This window comes from Microbacterium atlanticum (assembly GCF_015277815.1).
Lineage (GTDB): Bacteria > Actinomycetota > Actinomycetes > Actinomycetales > Microbacteriaceae > Microbacterium > Microbacterium atlanticum.
Window position 1 is genome coordinate 2,961,318 of record NZ_CP063813.1, and the last position, 16,670, is coordinate 2,977,987.

Annotated in this window: 17 protein-coding genes; 8 read left to right on the forward strand and 9 right to left on the reverse strand. The window is 72.3% G+C overall.

Going from position 1 to position 16,670, the window contains the following annotated elements; all coding sequences use genetic code 11:
- Nucleotides 1-196 precede the first annotated feature (196 nt).
- The 4 genes from IR212_RS13590 (at nucleotide 197) to IR212_RS13605 (ending at nucleotide 3,025) form a co-directional block, all read left to right on the forward strand.
- Entirely contained in the window at nucleotides 197-685 is a 489-nt protein-coding gene (locus IR212_RS13590; protein ID WP_109211358.1) for a YajQ family cyclic di-GMP-binding protein, read from the forward strand.
- Between the two features lie 723 nt (nucleotides 686-1,408).
- Nucleotides 1,409-1,750, forward strand: coding sequence for a DUF7882 family protein (locus IR212_RS13595; RefSeq protein ID WP_194396411.1), 342 nt, complete (start codon nucleotides 1,409-1,411; stop codon nucleotides 1,748-1,750).
- 152 nt (nucleotides 1,751-1,902) lie between these two features.
- A complete protein-coding gene (locus IR212_RS13600; RefSeq protein WP_194396412.1) occupies nucleotides 1,903-2,178 on the forward strand; it encodes a hypothetical protein in 276 nt (91 codons plus the stop codon).
- A 40-nt stretch (nucleotides 2,179-2,218) separates the two neighbouring features.
- Nucleotides 2,219-3,025, forward strand: a complete 807-nt coding sequence (locus tag IR212_RS13605) for an alpha/beta fold hydrolase (RefSeq protein WP_194396413.1) — start codon at nucleotides 2,219-2,221, stop codon at nucleotides 3,023-3,025.
- A 26-nt stretch (nucleotides 3,026-3,051) separates the two neighbouring features.
- Here IR212_RS13605 and IR212_RS13610 read toward each other — a convergent pair whose 3' ends face one another.
- Nucleotides 3,052-3,849: a hypothetical protein gene (locus IR212_RS13610; protein WP_194396414.1), complete on the reverse strand. Its 798-nt coding sequence runs from the start codon at nucleotides 3,847-3,849 to the stop codon at nucleotides 3,052-3,054.
- A gap of 95 nt (nucleotides 3,850-3,944) precedes the next feature.
- On the opposite strand from IR212_RS13610, the gene IR212_RS13615 reads away from it, so the two are divergent.
- The gene (locus tag IR212_RS13615) at nucleotides 3,945-4,421 is read left to right on the forward strand and encodes a hypothetical protein (protein ID WP_194396415.1); all 477 of its coding nucleotides are present in this window, start codon (nucleotides 3,945-3,947) and stop codon (nucleotides 4,419-4,421) included.
- A gap of 277 nt (nucleotides 4,422-4,698) precedes the next feature.
- On the opposite strand, the gene IR212_RS13620 is transcribed toward IR212_RS13615, so the two are convergent.
- The 4 genes from IR212_RS13620 to IR212_RS13635 form a co-directional block, all read right to left on the reverse strand.
- Nucleotides 4,699-6,072 (reverse strand): FAD-dependent oxidoreductase, encoded by a 1,374-nt coding sequence (locus IR212_RS13620; RefSeq protein WP_194396416.1) that lies wholly within the window; start codon nucleotides 6,070-6,072, stop codon nucleotides 4,699-4,701.
- Between the two features lie 101 nt (nucleotides 6,073-6,173).
- Nucleotides 6,174-7,229 carry a polyprenyl synthetase family protein gene (locus IR212_RS13625; RefSeq protein WP_194396417.1) on the reverse strand — a complete coding sequence of 352 codons (1,056 nt, stop codon included), beginning with the start codon at nucleotides 7,227-7,229 and terminating at the stop codon, nucleotides 6,174-6,176.
- Nucleotides 7,230-7,280: 51 nt separating this feature from the next.
- Complete coding sequence (locus IR212_RS13630) at nucleotides 7,281-8,018, reverse strand: demethylmenaquinone methyltransferase (RefSeq protein ID WP_194396418.1); 738 nt, start codon at nucleotides 8,016-8,018, stop codon at nucleotides 7,281-7,283.
- A 10-nt stretch (nucleotides 8,019-8,028) separates the two neighbouring features.
- Complete coding sequence (locus tag IR212_RS13635; RefSeq protein ID WP_194396419.1) at nucleotides 8,029-8,667, reverse strand: DUF402 domain-containing protein; 639 nt, start codon at nucleotides 8,665-8,667, stop codon at nucleotides 8,029-8,031.
- A 22-nt stretch (nucleotides 8,668-8,689) separates the two neighbouring features.
- On the opposite strand from IR212_RS13635, the gene IR212_RS13640 reads away from it, so the two are divergent.
- Nucleotides 8,690-9,997, forward strand: a complete 1,308-nt coding sequence (locus IR212_RS13640) for an isochorismate synthase (RefSeq protein WP_228479330.1) — start codon at nucleotides 8,690-8,692, stop codon at nucleotides 9,995-9,997.
- Nucleotides 9,994-11,244: an amidohydrolase family protein gene (locus IR212_RS13645; RefSeq protein ID WP_194396420.1), complete on the forward strand. Its 1,251-nt coding sequence runs from the start codon at nucleotides 9,994-9,996 to the stop codon at nucleotides 11,242-11,244. Before IR212_RS13640 ends, IR212_RS13645 begins: the two co-directional genes overlap by 4 nt.
- On the opposite strand, the gene IR212_RS13650 is transcribed toward IR212_RS13645, so the two are convergent.
- Genes IR212_RS13650 through IR212_RS13665 form a run of 4 tightly spaced genes read right to left on the reverse strand, consistent with a single transcriptional unit; the run spans nucleotide 11,241 to nucleotide 16,168 of the window.
- Nucleotides 11,241-12,896 (reverse strand): DUF885 domain-containing protein, encoded by a 1,656-nt coding sequence (locus tag IR212_RS13650; protein WP_194396421.1) that lies wholly within the window; start codon nucleotides 12,894-12,896, stop codon nucleotides 11,241-11,243. The two genes, IR212_RS13645 and IR212_RS13650, sit on opposite strands and share 4 nt — an antisense overlap.
- Nucleotides 12,897-12,940: 44 nt before the next feature.
- Nucleotides 12,941-13,804, reverse strand: coding sequence for a PPK2 family polyphosphate kinase (locus IR212_RS13655; protein WP_194396422.1), 864 nt, complete (start codon nucleotides 13,802-13,804; stop codon nucleotides 12,941-12,943).
- 59 nt (nucleotides 13,805-13,863) lie between these two features.
- Entirely contained in the window at nucleotides 13,864-15,690 is a 1,827-nt protein-coding gene (gene menD / locus IR212_RS13660) for a 2-succinyl-5-enolpyruvyl-6-hydroxy-3-cyclohexene-1-carboxylic-acid synthase (protein WP_194396423.1), read from the reverse strand.
- A gap of 1 nt (nucleotide 15,691) precedes the next feature.
- Complete coding sequence (locus IR212_RS13665; RefSeq protein ID WP_194396424.1) at nucleotides 15,692-16,168, reverse strand: PLDc N-terminal domain-containing protein; 477 nt, start codon at nucleotides 16,166-16,168, stop codon at nucleotides 15,692-15,694.
- A 137-nt stretch (nucleotides 16,169-16,305) separates the two neighbouring features.
- Here IR212_RS13665 and IR212_RS13670 point away from each other — a divergent pair, with 137 nt between their 5' ends.
- Complete coding sequence (locus tag IR212_RS13670; protein WP_194396425.1) at nucleotides 16,306-16,644, forward strand: DUF4229 domain-containing protein; 339 nt, start codon at nucleotides 16,306-16,308, stop codon at nucleotides 16,642-16,644.
- The last annotated feature ends 26 nt before the right edge of the window (nucleotides 16,645-16,670 follow it).

The following is a 16,670-nucleotide window of genomic DNA, read 5'->3' on the forward strand; positions in this document are numbered from 1 at the left end:
GCTCGAATCGATATCTGGCTGTGACCTTCGCGTGTTGTGGAACCGCTTGCACAGCCGCTATGGCCGATGCGACGCCGTTGCCCGTCACCGCTGCGCGGCACCGTTCACGATGTGCGGGACGACCAGACGCGCGGCCCGGCGACCCGGCCTGGACGACCGGCAGACGGCAGGGGGCCCCGGCCGGTAGGTTTGGGTCATGGCAGATTCCTCGTTCGACATCGTGAGCAAGGTCGACCACCAGGAGGCCGACAACGCACTCAACCAGGCCCGCAAGGAGGTCGAGCAGCGGTACGACTTCAAGGGCACCGGGGCTTCGATCGAGTGGAGCGGCGAGGCCGTGCTCATCAAGGCCAACTCCGAGGAGCGCGCGAAGGCGGTGCTCGACGTCTTCCAGTCGAAGCTCATCAAGCGCGGCATCTCGCTGAAGAGCCTCGAATCCGGCGACCCGGTCGCCAGCGGCAAGGAGTACCGCATCACCTCGACGATCAAAGACGGCATCTCCTCCGAGAACGCGAAGAAGATCTCGAAGATCATCCGCGATGAGGGGCCGAAGTCGGTGAAGTCGCAGATCCAGGGCGACGAGCTGCGTGTGCAGTCGAAGTCTCGCGACGACCTCCAGGAGGTGCAGCGCCTGCTCAAGGCCGCCGACCTCGACGTAGACCTCCAGTTCGTCAACTACCGCTGACGCGGCATCCGAACCGCGCTCCTACCGCGAAGCAGGCGGAGCACCGCGCAGCACCCGAGTCGCCAAGACACGCCGGACGGGATGCCCCCACCCGGCGTGTTTCGGCGACTCGCTGACGCGGCATCCGCACCGCACTCCCCACCGCGCGCGGCGCGCGGCGCACGCAGCACGCAGAAACCCGCCGCAGCACCCGCCCACAGCACCCGACTCGCCAGGACACGCGGGACGGATGCCTCGCGCCCGGCGTGTCTTGGCGACTCGCGGGCACCGCGGCCCACAACGCAGCCCACACAGCGGTCGGCGCGCCCCGCCGCACCCGACTCGCCAAGACACGCGGGACGGATGCCTCGGGCCCGGCGTGTCCTGGCGACTCACGGGCACCGCAGCCCCAAAGGCAGCCCACACAGCGGTCGGCGCGCCCGCCGCACCCGACTCGCCAAGACACGCGGGACGGATGCCTCGCGCCCGGCGTGTCTTGGCGACTCGCGGGCACCGCAGCCCACAACGCAGCCCACACAGCGGTCGGCGCGCCCCGCCACACCCGACTCGCCAAGACACGCGGGACGGATGCCTCGGGCCCGGCGTGTCTTGGCGACTCGCGGGGACGAACGCCCGGCTGTCAAGGGGTAGCCGTGGCCGGACCCGGAGAGGACGATGACGAGTGACGCCACCGTTTCCCACGTGCCTTTCGACGTGTCCCGGCGGCGCGGGCGGAGGTGAGCGTTGGGCAAGTTGATCTACGAGGGAGCCGTCAAGGTCGATTTCGACGATCGGACGCTGGCGCATCTGCAGGTCGTGATCGGGTCGAAGCTGCGCCGGGGTGAGCCGTTCCACTTCACCTGGCGCGACGACGTGAGCGTCGGCGACGGGCGCACCACCATCTGGGTGCACCCGCGCTCGGTCCTGGTCTACAAGTACTACGGAAGCAAGAAGCCCCAGCTGAACCCCGCGTGGATCGACGCGCTCGCGCACACGGCGAACTCGCCATCCGGCCTGTACCTGGTGCCGGAGCCGGCGCTGCCGCCGAGCCAGAACGGGGCCACGCAGGAAGAGCTGGTGGGCTGAGCACTCACGCGGACGCCGGTCCCGCGGCCACGTCGGCAGCGGATGCCGCAGGGCGCACAGGATGCATCTCCGGGTCCCGCCGCGCAACCCCCGCGACGGCGGGCGTCACGCTCCGTAGCGTGTCCCGGACGTGAGAAGGGTCTGGAGGGTCCGTGTACGCGACGGAGCTGACCATCGGTGAACACGTGTTCCGGCTGCCTGACGGCGTGGACGAGGACGCGGTGCTCGCTCAGCTGACCGACGCCATCCGAGCCGGCGGCGGGATCGTCGACCTGCCCGGCACCTCGACGCACTCGGCCAAGGCGGTGCTCGTGAGTCCGGGAGTCGCGGTCTTCATCGAGCGCATCACCATCCCCGACGCGGAGCTCCTCGGCCCGGAGGGCGACGGCGACGGGGATCCGATCTCCCAGACCGACTGGCCGATCTGACCACCGCGTCCATCCCATCGCGGGTTCGTAGCATGGGACCATGGTGCTGACGGAGCAAGACCCGCTGACCGAACCCGAGACGCGGCCGACACGGAGCCCGAGGCAGCGGCCGGTCGCCCGGCGGGTGGACGTCGACGGGCTGGCCTTCCGGGTGCTGTCCTCCGCCCGGCCGGACGCCGACGCCCCGCCCGTCGTGCTCGTGCACGGCATCGGGGTCTCCCACCGGTACCTGTCCCGCCTGCACGACGAGCTCTCGGCCCATCGGACGGTCGTCTCCATCGACCTCCCCGGTTTCGGCGGCCTGCCCAAGCCGGGCGTGGACCTCGACGTGCCGGCGATGGCGCGCGCGCTGGGTCAGGTGCTCGCCGGACTGGAGCTCGGGCCCGTCGTCCTGCTCGGACACTCGATGGGATCGCAGTGGGTGGTCGAGACCGCCGTCCAGCGTCCGCAGATCGTCACCACCGTCGTCGCGATGGGTCCGGTCGCCGACGAACGGCACCGCACGATCCTGCGGCAGTCGAGCGCCCTCGCCCTCGACACGCTGCTGGAGCCGCCGACGGTGAACGCCATCGTGCTGCGCGACTACCTCCGCTGCGGCCCCCGCTGGTATCTGACGCAGCTGCGTCACATGCTCGCGTACCGCCTGGAGGATCGTGTCGCCGAGCTCACGGTGCCGCTGCTCATCATCCGCGGGGGCGCGGACCCGATCGCGGGACTCGAATGGTGCCGCCGGCTTCGTGAGAACGCGCGCGCCGCCGACCTCGTGGTCATCCCGGGACACCATCACGTCGCACAGCAGTCCGCGCCTCGCGCGGTGGCGTCCGCGCTCCTCGCGCTGACCGCCTGAGGCGCCGCGGACCCTCGAGAGCGGCGTCAGACCGGCGAGCTCTGCTGTGGCATTCGCGGCGGCCGGCCCGCACCCGCGTCGCCCGGCGAGCGCAGCCCGCGCTGACCGACGACCAGCAGTACGACACCCGCGATGACCCCCGCAGTCCCGACCGCCAGCAGGATGCCCCCGAGCACCAGCAGCGCCGTCGCCGCCGGGGCGATCAGGTCGCTGCGCGCTCCCGCGCTCATCTCCACATCGACGCCGGGCGCGCCGTCCGCGTTCATGACGACGATCCCCCAGGTGCCGGGGGTCAGTGTCCACGTGACCTCCTGCGGCCCGGATCCGCTCGCCGACGCGATCCAGATGTCGAGATCGCCCGGGGCGGCCGACGGCGCCGAGCCGGCGTGCTCGCGGTAGCGGACGTCGGAGCGGAAGTCGAGGCGGCGCACCTCGCTGTGCTGGACGTCCGAGAGGTAGCGATCGATGTCGGCCTGCGCGGCGATGCCGACGAACACGGGCTCGTCGGCCGATTCCACGGTCAACCTCAGCGCCGCGACGTCGAACGGCAGATTCGACACGTCGCCGTGCATCGTCAGCGCGTCCCGCGCGGGCGACGTGAGCGCGTACGAGTCCGTCGACATCTCGATCCCGCCCGCGGAGATGTATCCGTCGCCTGCCTGCATCCCCTGGATGCCCGCCGCGGCGACCCCGACGAAGAGAACCGCCCCGCCACCGGCGGCGACGAGCAGTCCGACGATGAGCAGCACGATCCCGACGATCGTGGCGGTCCCCCCGCTCCGCTGCGGCGCAGGGGCGACGCCTGGTGTGAGTGTTCCGGTCATGCTCACAGCGTGCGCCGCGGCGGTCGGATGCTGCGGGGCCAAGGTCCCGTGGGTCCTCACCGCAGCCGCCGCGCGGCCGCCCCTACACTCGGGCCATGCGCTTTCTCCGGGCCGTCCTCTCGGCCGTCGTCGCGACGCTGCCGGTGCTGGTCATCCTGCTGATCCCCAGCCTGGTCCGCGGCGACACCGGCGGGGTCTCGCTGGTCGGCATCGGCAGCACGCTGCTCAACGCCGCCTTCATCGCGGCGATCATCCTCATCCCGAAGGTGAACGGATGGCTCGATCCCGAAACGCCCGGCTGGACCTCCACCACGGCGATGGCGGCAGTGGGAGCGGTGTGGCGGACCCGGATCTGGCTCGCCCTGCTGGCTGTCCTCGCATTGCTCGCCGTCTACGCCGCCGGGCAGACGCTCGCGTACTTCGTCGGGCAGGGCGCACCCGCTGTCGCGGAGGGGACCCTGGACTACAGCAGGTTCCTCGTCCAGGAGATGACCGTGTACCTGCTCGGCTTCGTGCTGTCGCTGACGACGTATCTGCTCATCATGCGCACGCTCGCGCGGTCGCCGAGATGATCGGCCGACGTAAAAGGCCCCGGGTGCTGGGGACACCCGGGGCCTGTCGCCGTCTGCTCTCGCTCACCAACCCCCCGGTTAGCGGCGCCTGACGACGGTTTGGGAAGGATTCTTGGGGAGGGCCTTCCCTGAGATGCTGGGGACATCTCCCCTAAATGTTAACCTGGCGGGCAAGAGGTCCGCTGTCCCCTCTTCGGGGGACAGATCCGCGCGTCTTCACGTCGCCCGGCACCCACGGCAACGGCGCACGTCCACCCGCGGAAGCCCGCGGAAGCGGTCATTCCCCGCGCGAGATCGTCACCATCTCGTCGCGCGGGACCACCTTGATGCGCACGCGCTCGCGGGGCGCGCCCAGCGCCATCTCGTGCTCGTCGAGACGGTGCCAGCCCTCGAGGTCGGTCCACCTCACGCCGCGGGAGGCGAGCAGCTCGGGGATCGCCTCCTCCGACGGGTCGCTGGGCTGCCACCACGTGCCCTGATCGTTGATCAGATGCCGGACGGTCTCCATCGCGTCGGACTTCGTGTGCCCGATGAGACCGACGGGTCCGCGCTTGATCCACCCGGTCGCGTAGACGCCGTTGACGCGCTGGTTGGAGTCCTTGCTCAGCACCTGACCCTCGCGATTGGGGATCACGCCGTGCTTCTTGTCGAACGGCACACCCGGCAGCGGCGAGCCGAAGTACCCGACCGCCCGGTAGATCGCCTGGATGGGGACCTCGCGCAGCTCGCCGGTTCCGACCACCCCGCCCTCGCCGTCGGGCCGCGTCCGCTCGTAGACCAGGGCCGACACCCGGCCGGCGGCATCCGTCTTCACTTCGATCGGCTTGGCGTAGAAGTGCAGGTGAAGCCGGCGCGAGGCCGTGCCGCCGGCGTTGTTGACCGAGTCGCGCTTGCGCCACGACTGCAGCACACGGTCGATGACCATGACCTGCTTGTTGCTCGCGATCGCCGCGCGAGAGGCTTCGTCGTAGTCGAAGTCCTCGTCGTAGACGACCATGTCGACATCTCGCAGTTCGCCGAGCTCGCGCAACTCGAGGGGCGTGAACTTGACGTTCGCGGGACCGCGTCGACCGAAGACGTGGACATCGGTGACCGGCGAGGCCTTGAGGCCTTCGTACACGTTGTCGGGGATCTCGGTCGGCAGCAGGTCCTCGGCGTGCTTGGCGAGCATGCGCGAGATGTCGAGTGCGACGTTGCCGTTGCCGATGACGGCGACGGATGCCGCATCCAGCGGCCACTCGCGGGGAACGTCGGGGTGCCCGTCGAACCAGCTCACGAAGTCCGCCGCGCCGTACGAGCCGACAGCGTCGATCCCCGGGATGTCCAGATCGGTGTCGCGGATCGCGCCGGTGGCGAAGATCACCGCGTTGTAGTGCCGTTTGAGGTCCTCGAGGCTGATGTCCTCGCCGAAGCGCACGTTGCCGAAGATGCGGATGTCGCCGCGATCGAGCACCTCGCGCAGCGCCGTGATGATGCCCTTGATGCGCGGGTGGTCGGGCGCGACGCCGTAGCGGACCAGCCCGTAGGGCGCCGGCAGCTGCTCGAACAGGTCGATCGACACGTCGAACTTGCGCTCGGCCTTCAGCAGGATGTCTGCCGCGTAGATGCCCGCCGGGCCTGCGCCGACGATCGCCAGCCGGAGCTTGGTCATGGTGGTCCTTTCGGGAGGCGTGGCCCCGCGTGGGGCCGGCCCGTGGGCGTGTCGAAGGGCTCGGGGGGCGCGCCCTTCGACGGGCTCAGGGGCTGGGATGGTCAACTGGAGCGATCCGCGACGGCCTGTGCGAACCGGGTCAGCGCCTCGCGCACCGCGCCGTCGGGCAGCGGTTCGAGTGCGTCGACCGCCTGCTGCGACCACGCGTGGGCGAGGTCCAGCGTCGCCTCGGTCGCAGGGTGCTCCCGCAGCTGCGCGAGCGGCTCGTCCAGAAGCGACGGGTCGGCCCCGTCGGCGATGCGTGCGACGCCCTCGTCGATGCGGTCGCGCAGCGCGAGGGACGAGGCATCCGTCCGCTGTCCGAGCACGAGGTAGGGCATGGTCGGCACGCCGGCACGGAGGTCGGTGCCGGGCACCTTGCCGGTCTCGTCGGGATCGGCGGACAGGTCGATGACGTCGTCGAGCAGCTGGAAGGCGACACCGGCCTTCTCGCCGAACGTCATCAACGCGCCTTCGAACTCTTCGGGGCCGTTCGAGAAGATGACGCCGGCCTGGGCCGCCGCCGCGATCAGGGAGCCGGTCTTGTCGGACAGGACCTGCAGATAGAACTCGACGCGATCGTCCGTCTCGGCCGGCCCGACCGTCTCGTGCATCTGCCCGAGCACCAGCCGCTCGAAGGTGTCTGCTTGCAGCCTGATCGCGCGGTCGCCGTGGCGGGCCATGATCTGGCTCGCGCGGGAGAAGAGGAGGTCGCCGGTGAGGATCGCGACGCTGTTGCCCCATACCGCGTGCGCGCTGGGCACGCCGCGGCGCCGATCTGCGGCATCCATCACATCGTCGTGGTAGAGCGAACCGAGGTGGGTCATCTCCAGCGCGGTGGCTGACTCGATCACCTCGTCGGTCGCGCCGTCGCCGAGCTGTGCGGTCAGCAGGGCCAGCATGGGCCGCACGCGCTTGCCGCCGGCGTCGTAGAGGTAGCGGCTCGTGGCGTCGGCGAGCGCGTCGGTGACACGGAGCTCCTGCTCGAGGGCGTCGTCGACGCGTTTGAGCCCCGCCTCCACCGTCTTGAGCAGGCTGCGCGAGCGCGCGCCGGCGAAGACGCGGTCGGTCAGGCCCAGCTTGCCCGCGATGTGCGAGCCCGGCGCGGTCGGTGTCACAAGGCCAGCCTACCGGGGGCGGGTTCGGGCGCGGCTCGCGGGATCGGGCGGCTACCTGTCGCGCGGCTTGGTGGCGCGGTGCAGCGCCACGATCCCCATCGAGAGGTTGCGGTACGCGACGTCGGTCCACCCGGCTTCGCGGATCCACGCCGACAGGGTGCGCTGATCGGGCCAGTCCCGGATCGACTCGTTGAGGTAGTCGTACGCCTCGGCGTTCGAGCTGACGGTCTTGGCCACCACGGGGAGCACGCGGTCGTTGTAGAAGCGGTAGAGGCCGTTGAAGGTCTTCGACGGCGGATGCGAGAACTCGCAGATCACCAGGCGCCCGCCGGGCCTGGTGACGCGCAGCAGCTCGCGCAGCGCCTGCTGGGGCTCGTTGACGTTGCGCAGGCCGAACGACATCGTGACGGCGTCGAACTCGGCATCGGCGAACGGCAGTGCGGTCGCGTCGGCCTGAACGAACGACAGGTTCCGGATGCCGCCGTGCCGCCGCCTGCCCTCCGCGATCATGCCCGGCGAGAAGTCTGCGGCGACCACGTCGGCGCCACGGCCGGCCAGCGCGACGCTCGAGGCGCCCGTGCCCGCCGCGAGATCGAGGATGCGCTCGCCTCGCCGGGGCGCCACCGCACGGGTGGTCGCCGCCCGCCAGAGGCGGTCGTTGCCCATGCTGAGCACGGTGTTCGTGCGGTCGTAGCCGGCGGCGACCTGGTCGAACATGCCGCTCACGCTCGACGGGTCCTTGTGCAGGTCGGCGCGGTTCGGCTCGTGATCGGAGGGGTCGGATGCCACGGCTTCGAGTCTAGGCTTCGGTCGCGGTGGCGCGGCGGCCCGGCCGATCGAGCGACGCGAGTCGTGCGAGCCATCCGGCCGCGGTCGCCTCGTCGAAGGGCGGCTCGCCGTCGCGGACCCGGCGCTCGAGGCTCCGTGCCACCGCCTCGAGCCGTTCGACGAGGTCCTGCGGGTAGTCGTACCGCGCGCGGTGCTCCTCCCACTCGTCGCGGTCCTCGATGTACACGTCGCCCGGCTGGCGCAGGATCCCCTCGCGATCGACGTACGCGGCGTCGGGATCCCGCCGCACCACGTCGAGGTCCATGTCGATGCCGGTCGGCTCTCCGTCGTGCCAGCGCACGTCCCAGGCGATGTCGATGTAGATGCGCGTCCGGCTCGGCGGCGCGTTGAACGTGTACGCGTAGTCGCCGGTCGCCGGGACGAGGGTGACGTTGTCGTGTGCGACGACGACCTCGCGTCCGGGGCGCGCGCTGCGATCGCCCGCCTGCTGGCCGAACCACTCGCCCCAGCCGTCGACGCCGAGGTAGACGCACTCGTGCAGCCAGTGCGGGGAGCCGTCCCACTTGCGCCACCGGAACAGCACCTCGGACCCGGCTGCGGGACGCTCGACGGGACCGGAGGGGCGGGGCTGCGCGGCGTCGTCGGTCACCACGCGAGTCTAGGCTGGAGCCGTGACATCTCCGCACCGCCCGGCTGCGCTGGTGGTCGAGACCCGCGAGATCGACCTGGTCGACGACCTTCTCGCGTACGCCTCCCCCGACGACCCGCTGGCCTGGCTGCGAAGGGGCGACGGCATCGTGGGGATCGGCGCGGTGAGCGGCTACGAGCGCGGCCCGCGCGGGAGCTCCGCCGACGACACGTCCCCCGCGGACGCCTGGCGGCGCATCGCTGAGGCGTCGGAGGTCGACGACCCGCTGCGCCTTCCCGGCACAGGGCTCGTCGCCTTCGGGACGTTCGTGTTCGACGAGCGGTCCGCCGGCACGAGCCGGCTGATCGTCCCGCAGGTCGTCGTCGGGCGACACCACGGCCGATCGTGGATCACGCGGATCCGCACCGCCGGTGAGGCGCTTGCGGAGCCCACGGTGAAGCCGACGCCCTACGGACCGTACTGGTCGGCCACGCTCGGCCCGGGCACACTGGACCCCGCGGGGTATCAGGCGGCGGTGCGACAGGCGGTGGACGCGATCCGCGCGGGTGAGCTCGAGAAGGTCGTGCTCGCCCGCGACCTCGTCGGGACCATCCCGGTCGGCGCCGACCTGCGTCGTCTCGTGCGCGCGCTGTCGGACGACTACCCCGACACCTGGACGTTCGCGGTCGACGGACTCATCGGCGCCAGTCCCGAGACCCTCGTCACCGCGTCACGCGGTGTCGTGACGGCACGCGTGCTCGCCGGCACCATCCCGCGCGGCACCGACGCGCACCGCGACACCGAGGCATCCGCGTCGCTCTCGCACAGCGTCAAGGACCTCGAGGAGCACCGCTACGCCGTGCAGAGCGTGCTCGACACGCTGCGCCCGCACGTGCGCCACCTGCAGGCCGATCCCGAGCCGTTCACGCTGAAGCTGCCGAACCTCTGGCACCTGGCGACCGATGTCGCCGGTGACCTCGCCGACCACGCGTCGGCGCTCGACCTCGTGGCGGCGCTGCACCCGACGGCCGCGGTCGCGGGGACGCCGCGGGATGCCGCGACCGACCTCATCCGCCGGCTCGAGCCGTTCGACCGGCGGCGCTACGCGGGCCCCGTGGGGTGGGTCGACGGCGATGGGAACGGCGAGTGGGCGATCGCCCTGCGGTGCGCGCAGGTCGGCACCCTCCGACCGGAGCGGGGACCGGCGGAGGAGGACCGGAACCCGGCTGCGGGCGACACCGTCGCGGTGGTCGCGCACGCGGGCGCCGGGATCGTGGCACAGAGCAACCCGGAGGCGGAGCTGCTGGAGACCCGCGTCAAGTTCCGGCCGATCGTGGACGCCCTCGCATGACCGCACCCGGCCACCTCCCGGTGCAGGGCAGCGCGGTCCTCACGGGCATTCGCCTGATCGACGGCGACGGGTCGGCGCCGCGGGACGGCCTCGCCCTGGTGATCCAGGACGGCGTCATCGCCGCCGTCGCACCTGCGGACGCGATCGGCGCGCGCACCGGAACGATCGACCTCGGCGGCGCCTTCGTCATGCCGGGCCTGGTCAACATGCACAACCACTTCTCGCTCTCGCTCCCCGGGCCCGGTGGCGACGCGGTGAGCGCCCTCGGCGCGCACGACCTCGCCCTCCACATGGCCGACGCTGCGCGGCGCACGCTGCTCGCCGGCGTGACGACGGTCCGGTGCGTCGCCGAGAAGGCAGGGGCGGACTTCGCTCTGCGGCGCGCGATCGAGACGGGGTACGTGCTCGGACCCCGGATCCGCACAGCCGGCCGGGCGCTGTGCTGCACCGGCGGGCACGGCCACGACACCGACGACACCCTCGAGTGCGACGGCGCCGACGCCTTCGCACGCGGGGTGCGCAGCCAGATCGCCCTCGGCGCCGATCTCATCAAGCTGATGGTCTCGGGCGGCATCGCCGGCGAGCACGAGCAGATCACGACGGCGCAGCTCACCCGCGACGAGATGGCCGCCGCGATCTCGACCGCACACGCCTGGGGGCGCAGGGTGACGGCGCACGCCGGTCCCGCCGCGGTCATCGCCGACGCCGTCGAGCTCGGCCTGGACTGCGTGGAGCACGGCTACGAGCTGACGCCCGAGGTGGCGGCGCTCATGGCCGAGCGCGGCACGGCTCTCGTGCCCACCCTCGTGGTGACCCGCGCACAGGCGTTCTTCGACGATCTCGGCGTGCCCGCGTGGATGGCGGAGCGCTCGCTGGGCGCCGGCATCCGTCATCTCCGGTCGTACCGGCACGCGTTCGAGGCGGGCGTGGAAGTGCTGCTCGGCAGCGACATGCCGCCGTACTGGGCCTTCGAGGGCACCTCGGCCATCGTGCGCGAGCTGGAGCACATGGCGGAGGGCGGACTGGGCGCGGCCGACGCGATCCGCGCGGCCACGTCGGGGCCCGCGCGGTGGCTCGGCGATGAAGGACGCTACGGGATGCTGCGCCCCGGCCACGCCGCGGATCTCATCGCGATGCCCGACGACCCGACCGCGGGCATCGGCGCCCTGCGCGGCCTCGACTTCGTGATGCGCGGCGGGGTCGTGGTGCGGGATGACCGCGGGAGAGCCGCCGTCGGAGGCCTTTAGGCGAGCAGGTCGCGGAGCGGGTCGAGGCCCATCGGTCCGAGACCCAGTGCGTCGCGGTGGAAGTCGCGCAACGAGAATCCGTCGCCGAGCCGCTGCTGACGGACCCGGCGCGCCTCGGTCCACAGGCGTGCACCGACCTTGAACGCGAGCGCCTGCGCAGGCCAGCCCAGGTAGCGATCCACCTCGAACCCGGCCAGGGCGGGCTCGACGAGCGCGAACTCCACGAGCATCCGCTCGGCGAGCTCGGGCGTCCACTCCTGCTCGGCGACGAGCGCGTTGGGTGGGATCGGCCGGCCGGTGTGCAGGCCGATGTCGGCGACGATCCGCACCGACCGCCAGATCTGCCCGAGCAGGAGGCCCAGCCGTTCCGCCGGGTCGCGGAGGAGCCCCAGCTCGTCGGCCAGCTGCTCGGCGTAGTGGGCCCAGCCCTCGGCATAGCCGTGGATGTGACACAGGTGACGTTGCCACGGGTGCAGGTCGGGGTACGAGGCGGTCAGCACGAACTGGAGGTGGTGACCGGGGACACCCTCGTGATGCACGCTCGTCACCTCCTGCCAGCGCGCCGCGACCGGCACGCCGCTCGGGATCGTCCAGACGACGCGCCCCGGCGTCGAGCCGTCCGGCGCTCCGGGGGTGTAGAAGACGACCCCCGACGCGGCCTCGGACACGAGGCACTCCACGCTGCCGATGGCGACGGGCAGGTCGAACGCCGGCCGAACCGCATCGATCGTCTCGGAGACACGCTGCGTCAGCCATGCCTGGATCGCCCCGACGCCGTCGAGGCGGTAGCGCGGGTCGGCGTCGAGCACGGACGCCGCGGACCGGACCGGATCCGCGCCCGTGCCGCCGAGCCGGCGAGCCAGCGTCCGGGCCTCGTCGACCAGCCGCGCCAGCTCGGACCAGCCGTAGGCGTAGGTCTCCGCAATGTCGACGCGGGCGCCGAGCATGCCGGCGGCCAGATCCGGGTACCGGTCGGCACCGACCCCGTCCTCGGTCGGGGCGACGGGGCGCAGCTCGTCGCGGAGCAGCGCGACGAGCTCGGCGAGCGCCGCCGCGGTCTCGTCGGCGGCGGCGCGGACGCGGCCCGCGGCGGCGGAATGCGTCCCGTCCGCCACGGGCACCGAGCCGAACCAGTCGCGATCGATCCACGACTGCACCTGCTCGGTGAGGGTGTCGAGCTGGCGGACCGGCGCGACGGCCCACCCCGCGAAGCGGTCGGCGTTGTCGCGCGACCACCGCAGCGCCGCGACATACTGACGCACCGCTGTCGGCGCCGCCTCCAGCCGCAGCAGCAGTGCCTCGCCCGCGGCATCCGGCGTCACCGTCAGGCCTTCGACGGCAGAGCGGACCAGGTGCACGGGCGTGGCGAGTCCGGCGACCAGCCGCGCCGTGAACCCCGAGTCGAAGAGCAGCCGCTCGCGCTCCAGGCGCTCACGCAGCGCCGCGCGCAGCACCGCGTCACCACCGTCCGTCGCGTCCAGCGCCACCAGCGTCTCGCCCTGCAGCGCGTACTTGCGCTGCAGCCACTGCGGACCGAGATCGGGCAGCGGCGGCCCCTCCAGGCCGATCGCCGCCGCGGCGTCGGGCTCGTGGGCGGCGAGTTCTCTGACGTACGCGTCGGCGATCGCGCGGACGGGGTCGTGGTCGCTCACCGGTTCAGGCTACGCGGCGTGCGGCGCACGGCGCGCCTGGGGGTTCAGCTCGCGGCGAGACGCTTCTTCTCCGCCTCGACGTCGAACGTCGCGAGCGGCCACTGCGGGTCGATGTCCTCGAGCGCCTCGAGCAGCAGGTGCTGCACGGCCAGCCGTGCGTACCACTTGCGGTCCGCGGGCACGACATACCAGGGGGCGTGATCGGTCGAGGTGCGCTCGAACACGGTCTGGTACGCCGCCATGTACTTGGGCCAGAGCTCGCGCTCGTCGACGTCTCCGGGGTTGTACTTCCAGTGCTTGTCGGGCCGCTCGAGTCGCTCCATGAGCCGGTCGCGCTGCTCGCCGTGCGAGATGTGCAGCATCACCTTGACGATCCGGGTGCCGCTGTCGGCCACGCGCTGCTCGAACTCGTTGATCGCGCCGTAGCGGCGCTCGATCTCGTCGGGCGGCGCGAGGGATCGCACCCGGCCGATGAGGACGTCCTCGTAGTGGGACCGATCGAAGACCCCGATGTACCCCGGCTCGGGAAGCCTGCGCTCAACGCGCCACAGGAAGTCGTGCTCGAGCTCTTCGGGGGTGGGCTTCTTGAACGCCGTGAGCGCCACACCCTGCGGGTCGACGGAGCCGACCACGTGACGGATGATGCCGCCCTTGCCCGCGGAGTCCATCGCCTGCAGCACCAGCAGCACGGCGGCGTTCGTCGCGTCGACGCGACTGCGGGCGAACAGCCGCTCCTGGTACTCGTCGAGCTCGGCGGCACCAGCGGCGAGGTCCTCCGCGGCCTGGTCCTTGTCTTCGCCGTATCCGGGCGTGGCGCGGGTGTCGACGTCGGCGAGGACGAAGTCGTCCCCTGCCCGGAGGAGCTCGGCGACGTCGCCGCTCCAGTGCTTCTGACTCGAGGCGATCATGGAGCCATCATGACCTGCCCGCTGCCCTCTCAGCCAGGACCGGCCGCGCCGGGGACGACTCAGCGATCGAGCGGAACCTCGATCAGCTGCCGCCCTCCGACCGGAGCGGTCAGCGCCTGGTCCAGCGCCGACCGCGTCGTGACCCGCCGGTACTCCCAGCCGTAGGCCCTCGCGAGCTCCTCGAGGCGCACGGTGTGCGGGGTGAAGAGCACCCTGTCCATCACCTCGCGGCCGGCGACCGAGGCCACCTCGAGTCCGTCGAAGATGGTGCCCCCGCCGTCGTTGCCGACGATCAGCTGGATCCGCGGCTCCGGCTCCTGCGGCGGCAGCAGCAGCGCTCCGACGTCGTGCAGCAGCGCCAGATCACCGAGCAGCACGCGCGTGACGCCTGGCCCGCCGGCGGCCTGGCTGGCCACGGCGATCCCCGTCGCCGTCGCGACCGTTCCATCGATCCCGGCAAGGCCCCGGTTCGCGTGCACCGGCACCTTCTTGCCCGGCAGCACCTGGTCGGCGACGCGCACGAGACGCGACGAGCCGAAGACGAGGCGATCGTGGGGCCAGGTCGCGCGCCACACCGCGTCGACGAGCCCGGCGCGGTCGATCGGCGCACGGATCACCGACAGCTCGGCGGCGATGGCGCCGAGGCGCTCCCCGGGGACGGCGGACGACAGCCCGTCGGCGTCGGGAGCCGGCGGGGTGAGGTCGACGGATGCCGCGCGCGAGGCGTGCAGCCACGACCCGAGCCACACGCGGTCGGGGTCGCCGGTGGCCACGGCGATGCGGTCGGCGGCGAGGGTGCAGCCGTTCAGATTGAGGGGCTCCCCGGGCCCGCGGACCGCGATGACCTCGACGGCGGGGTCGGACAGCAGCGCGGTCACCTCCCGGCTCAGCGTGGGGTGTCCGAGCACCACGACCCGCTCCACGCGGCCGCCGAGCTCGGCGTCGCGCAGCAGGGTGCGATAGCCGTGCACGAGGTTCCGCCCGAAGCGGGCGCCGCTCACGATCTCGGCGATGAGGGGCCAGCCGCCGATGTGGGCGAGCTCCTCGGCATCCGCTCCCGCGTCCGCGCCCGCCAGCACCACGGTGCGCGGTCCCCGCTCGAGCACGTGGGGTGCGTCCTCCGGCTCGGTCGGGACGTCGGACTCGCCGATCCCACCGCCCCCTTGGTACAGCGCGCCGGATGCCTCGTCCTCGGGCTCCCCGGACGACGGAGGTCCGTCGGGGTCGACGATCGCGGTCGTGACGAGCTCGGTCGCCGGCACGCCCAGCCAGGTCGGGAGGGCGCCGGAGAGCGGTTCGCGATACGGCAGGTTGAGGTGCACGGGGCCGGGCGACCGGGTTCCCACGCCGAGTGCCGCGGCCACGGCCTCTTCGGCGACCGTCCGCAGCATCGCGCTCTGCTCGCCGTCACCGTCGGGATCGACCTGCTCGGGCACCGGGAGGTCGGCCTCGAGGCGGACCGTCGGGGCGAACATGCCCGGCTGGCGGGTGGTCTGGTTGGCGCCCACGCCGCGCAGCTCGGGCGGGCGATCGGCGGTGAGGAGCAGCAGCGGCACGCCGGCATGGTGCGCTTCGAGCGCCGCCGGCAGCAGGTTGGCCACGGCCGTGCCCGACGTGCAGACCACGGCCGCCGGCATCCGTGTCTCGCGGGCGATGCCCAGTGCGGTGAAGCCGGCGACGCGCTCGTCGATGCGCACATGCAGCGCGAGCGATCCGCGTCGCTCCAGCTCGGCGGCGACGAGGGCGAGCGCCTGCGAGCGCGAGCCGGGGCTGAGCACCACGTGGCGCACCCCGAGCTCGACGAGCCGGCACAGCAGCGCCGCGGCGGCGTCGGTCGCGGGCGCGCCGTCGGGGGCGGCGCCCGGGGCGCTGCGGGAGGCGCTCACGTCAGCCGATGATGCCGCGCTGTCCGCGGGCGTCGTCGTCGCCGTCGGCCGGACGTGCCGGAGGCGTCGCAGGCGGGGTGCCGGGAGCGGCCGTGCCGCCTGCCGTGGCGGCCGCGTCGTCCGACGCTGCGGGGGCTGCCGGCGGCTTCCAGCGGGGGTCGTCGTCCTCCGCGTCCAGCTGGGCGAGCTCCTCCTCGAGGCGGCGAATGCGCTCGTCCTGATCGCTTATGCTGCCGATGCGACCGAGGAACTCCGGGTCGTCGTCAGGAGCCCGGCGGGCTGCGACCGTGGAGGCGCGGGCGCGACCCACGATGAGCCAGAGGAGACCGCCGAGCACCGGGAGCAGCACGACGATGAGGATCCAGACGGGCTTGCTCACTCCGCGGTGCCGCGTCGCGGGCTGAACTGCGCAATCGACGATGGTGAAGACCCAGAACGCGGTCGCCACCAGGGCCAGAATCAGCAGCACCCGAGGCATAGCCCCATCCTAGGCGGGCACGGACCGCCGCGGGCGGTTCGCATCGGGTCCGTGATGCAACCGTCGCCGGAGCCGTCGCCGCGGCGGTCGAGGGGCCTCGCCGGAGCCCTCACTGCGGCGAAACGTAGGATGGACGGGTGAAAGCGCGCTCGGCCATCGTCTACTCGGTGCTGCGGCTGCTGGCGTTCCTCGTGCCCTTCGGCATCCTCATGCTGTTCCCGGTCATGCAGACGTACTACTGGCTCGCCGCGATCTTCGCCGCCCTCATCGGCCTGAGTCTGTCGCTGCTGTTCCTGCGCAAGCCACTCGAAGACGCGACCTCCGGCTTCGCCGCCCGCCGCGCGCCGGAGCGGCCCGAGGTCAGCGACGAGGATGCCGAGGACGCCGCCGCCGACGCCGTCGCCGCCGACGCATCTGCTGCGGCCGACACCGCCTCCGCGGCATCCGAACCGAACGATCCCGACGCCGGGCGCTGAGTCGTCCGCGCCGGGCCGCGGTGCCG

Bases quoted from the DNA above. Each gene is read 5' to 3' on its own strand.
- IR212_RS13645 (WP_194396420.1), top strand. From the start codon at position 9,994: ATGACCGCACCCGGCCACCTCCCGGTGCAGGGCAGCGCGGTCCTCACG.
- IR212_RS13605 (WP_194396413.1), top strand. From the start codon at position 2,219: ATGGTGCTGACGGAGCAAGACCCGCTGACCGAACCCGAGACGCGGCCG.
- IR212_RS13610 (WP_194396414.1), bottom strand. From the start codon at position 3,849: ATGACCGGAACACTCACACCAGGCGTCGCCCCTGCGCCGCAGCGGAGC.
- IR212_RS13620 (WP_194396416.1), bottom strand. From the start codon at position 6,072: ATGACCAAGCTCCGGCTGGCGATCGTCGGCGCAGGCCCGGCGGGCATC.
- IR212_RS13665 (WP_194396424.1), bottom strand. From the start codon at position 16,168: ATGCCTCGGGTGCTGCTGATTCTGGCCCTGGTGGCGACCGCGTTCTGG.
- IR212_RS13590 (WP_109211358.1), top strand. From the start codon at position 197: ATGGCAGATTCCTCGTTCGACATCGTGAGCAAGGTCGACCACCAGGAG.
- IR212_RS13615 (WP_194396415.1), top strand. From the start codon at position 3,945: ATGCGCTTTCTCCGGGCCGTCCTCTCGGCCGTCGTCGCGACGCTGCCG.
- IR212_RS13655 (WP_194396422.1), bottom strand. From the start codon at position 13,804: ATGATCGCCTCGAGTCAGAAGCACTGGAGCGGCGACGTCGCCGAGCTC.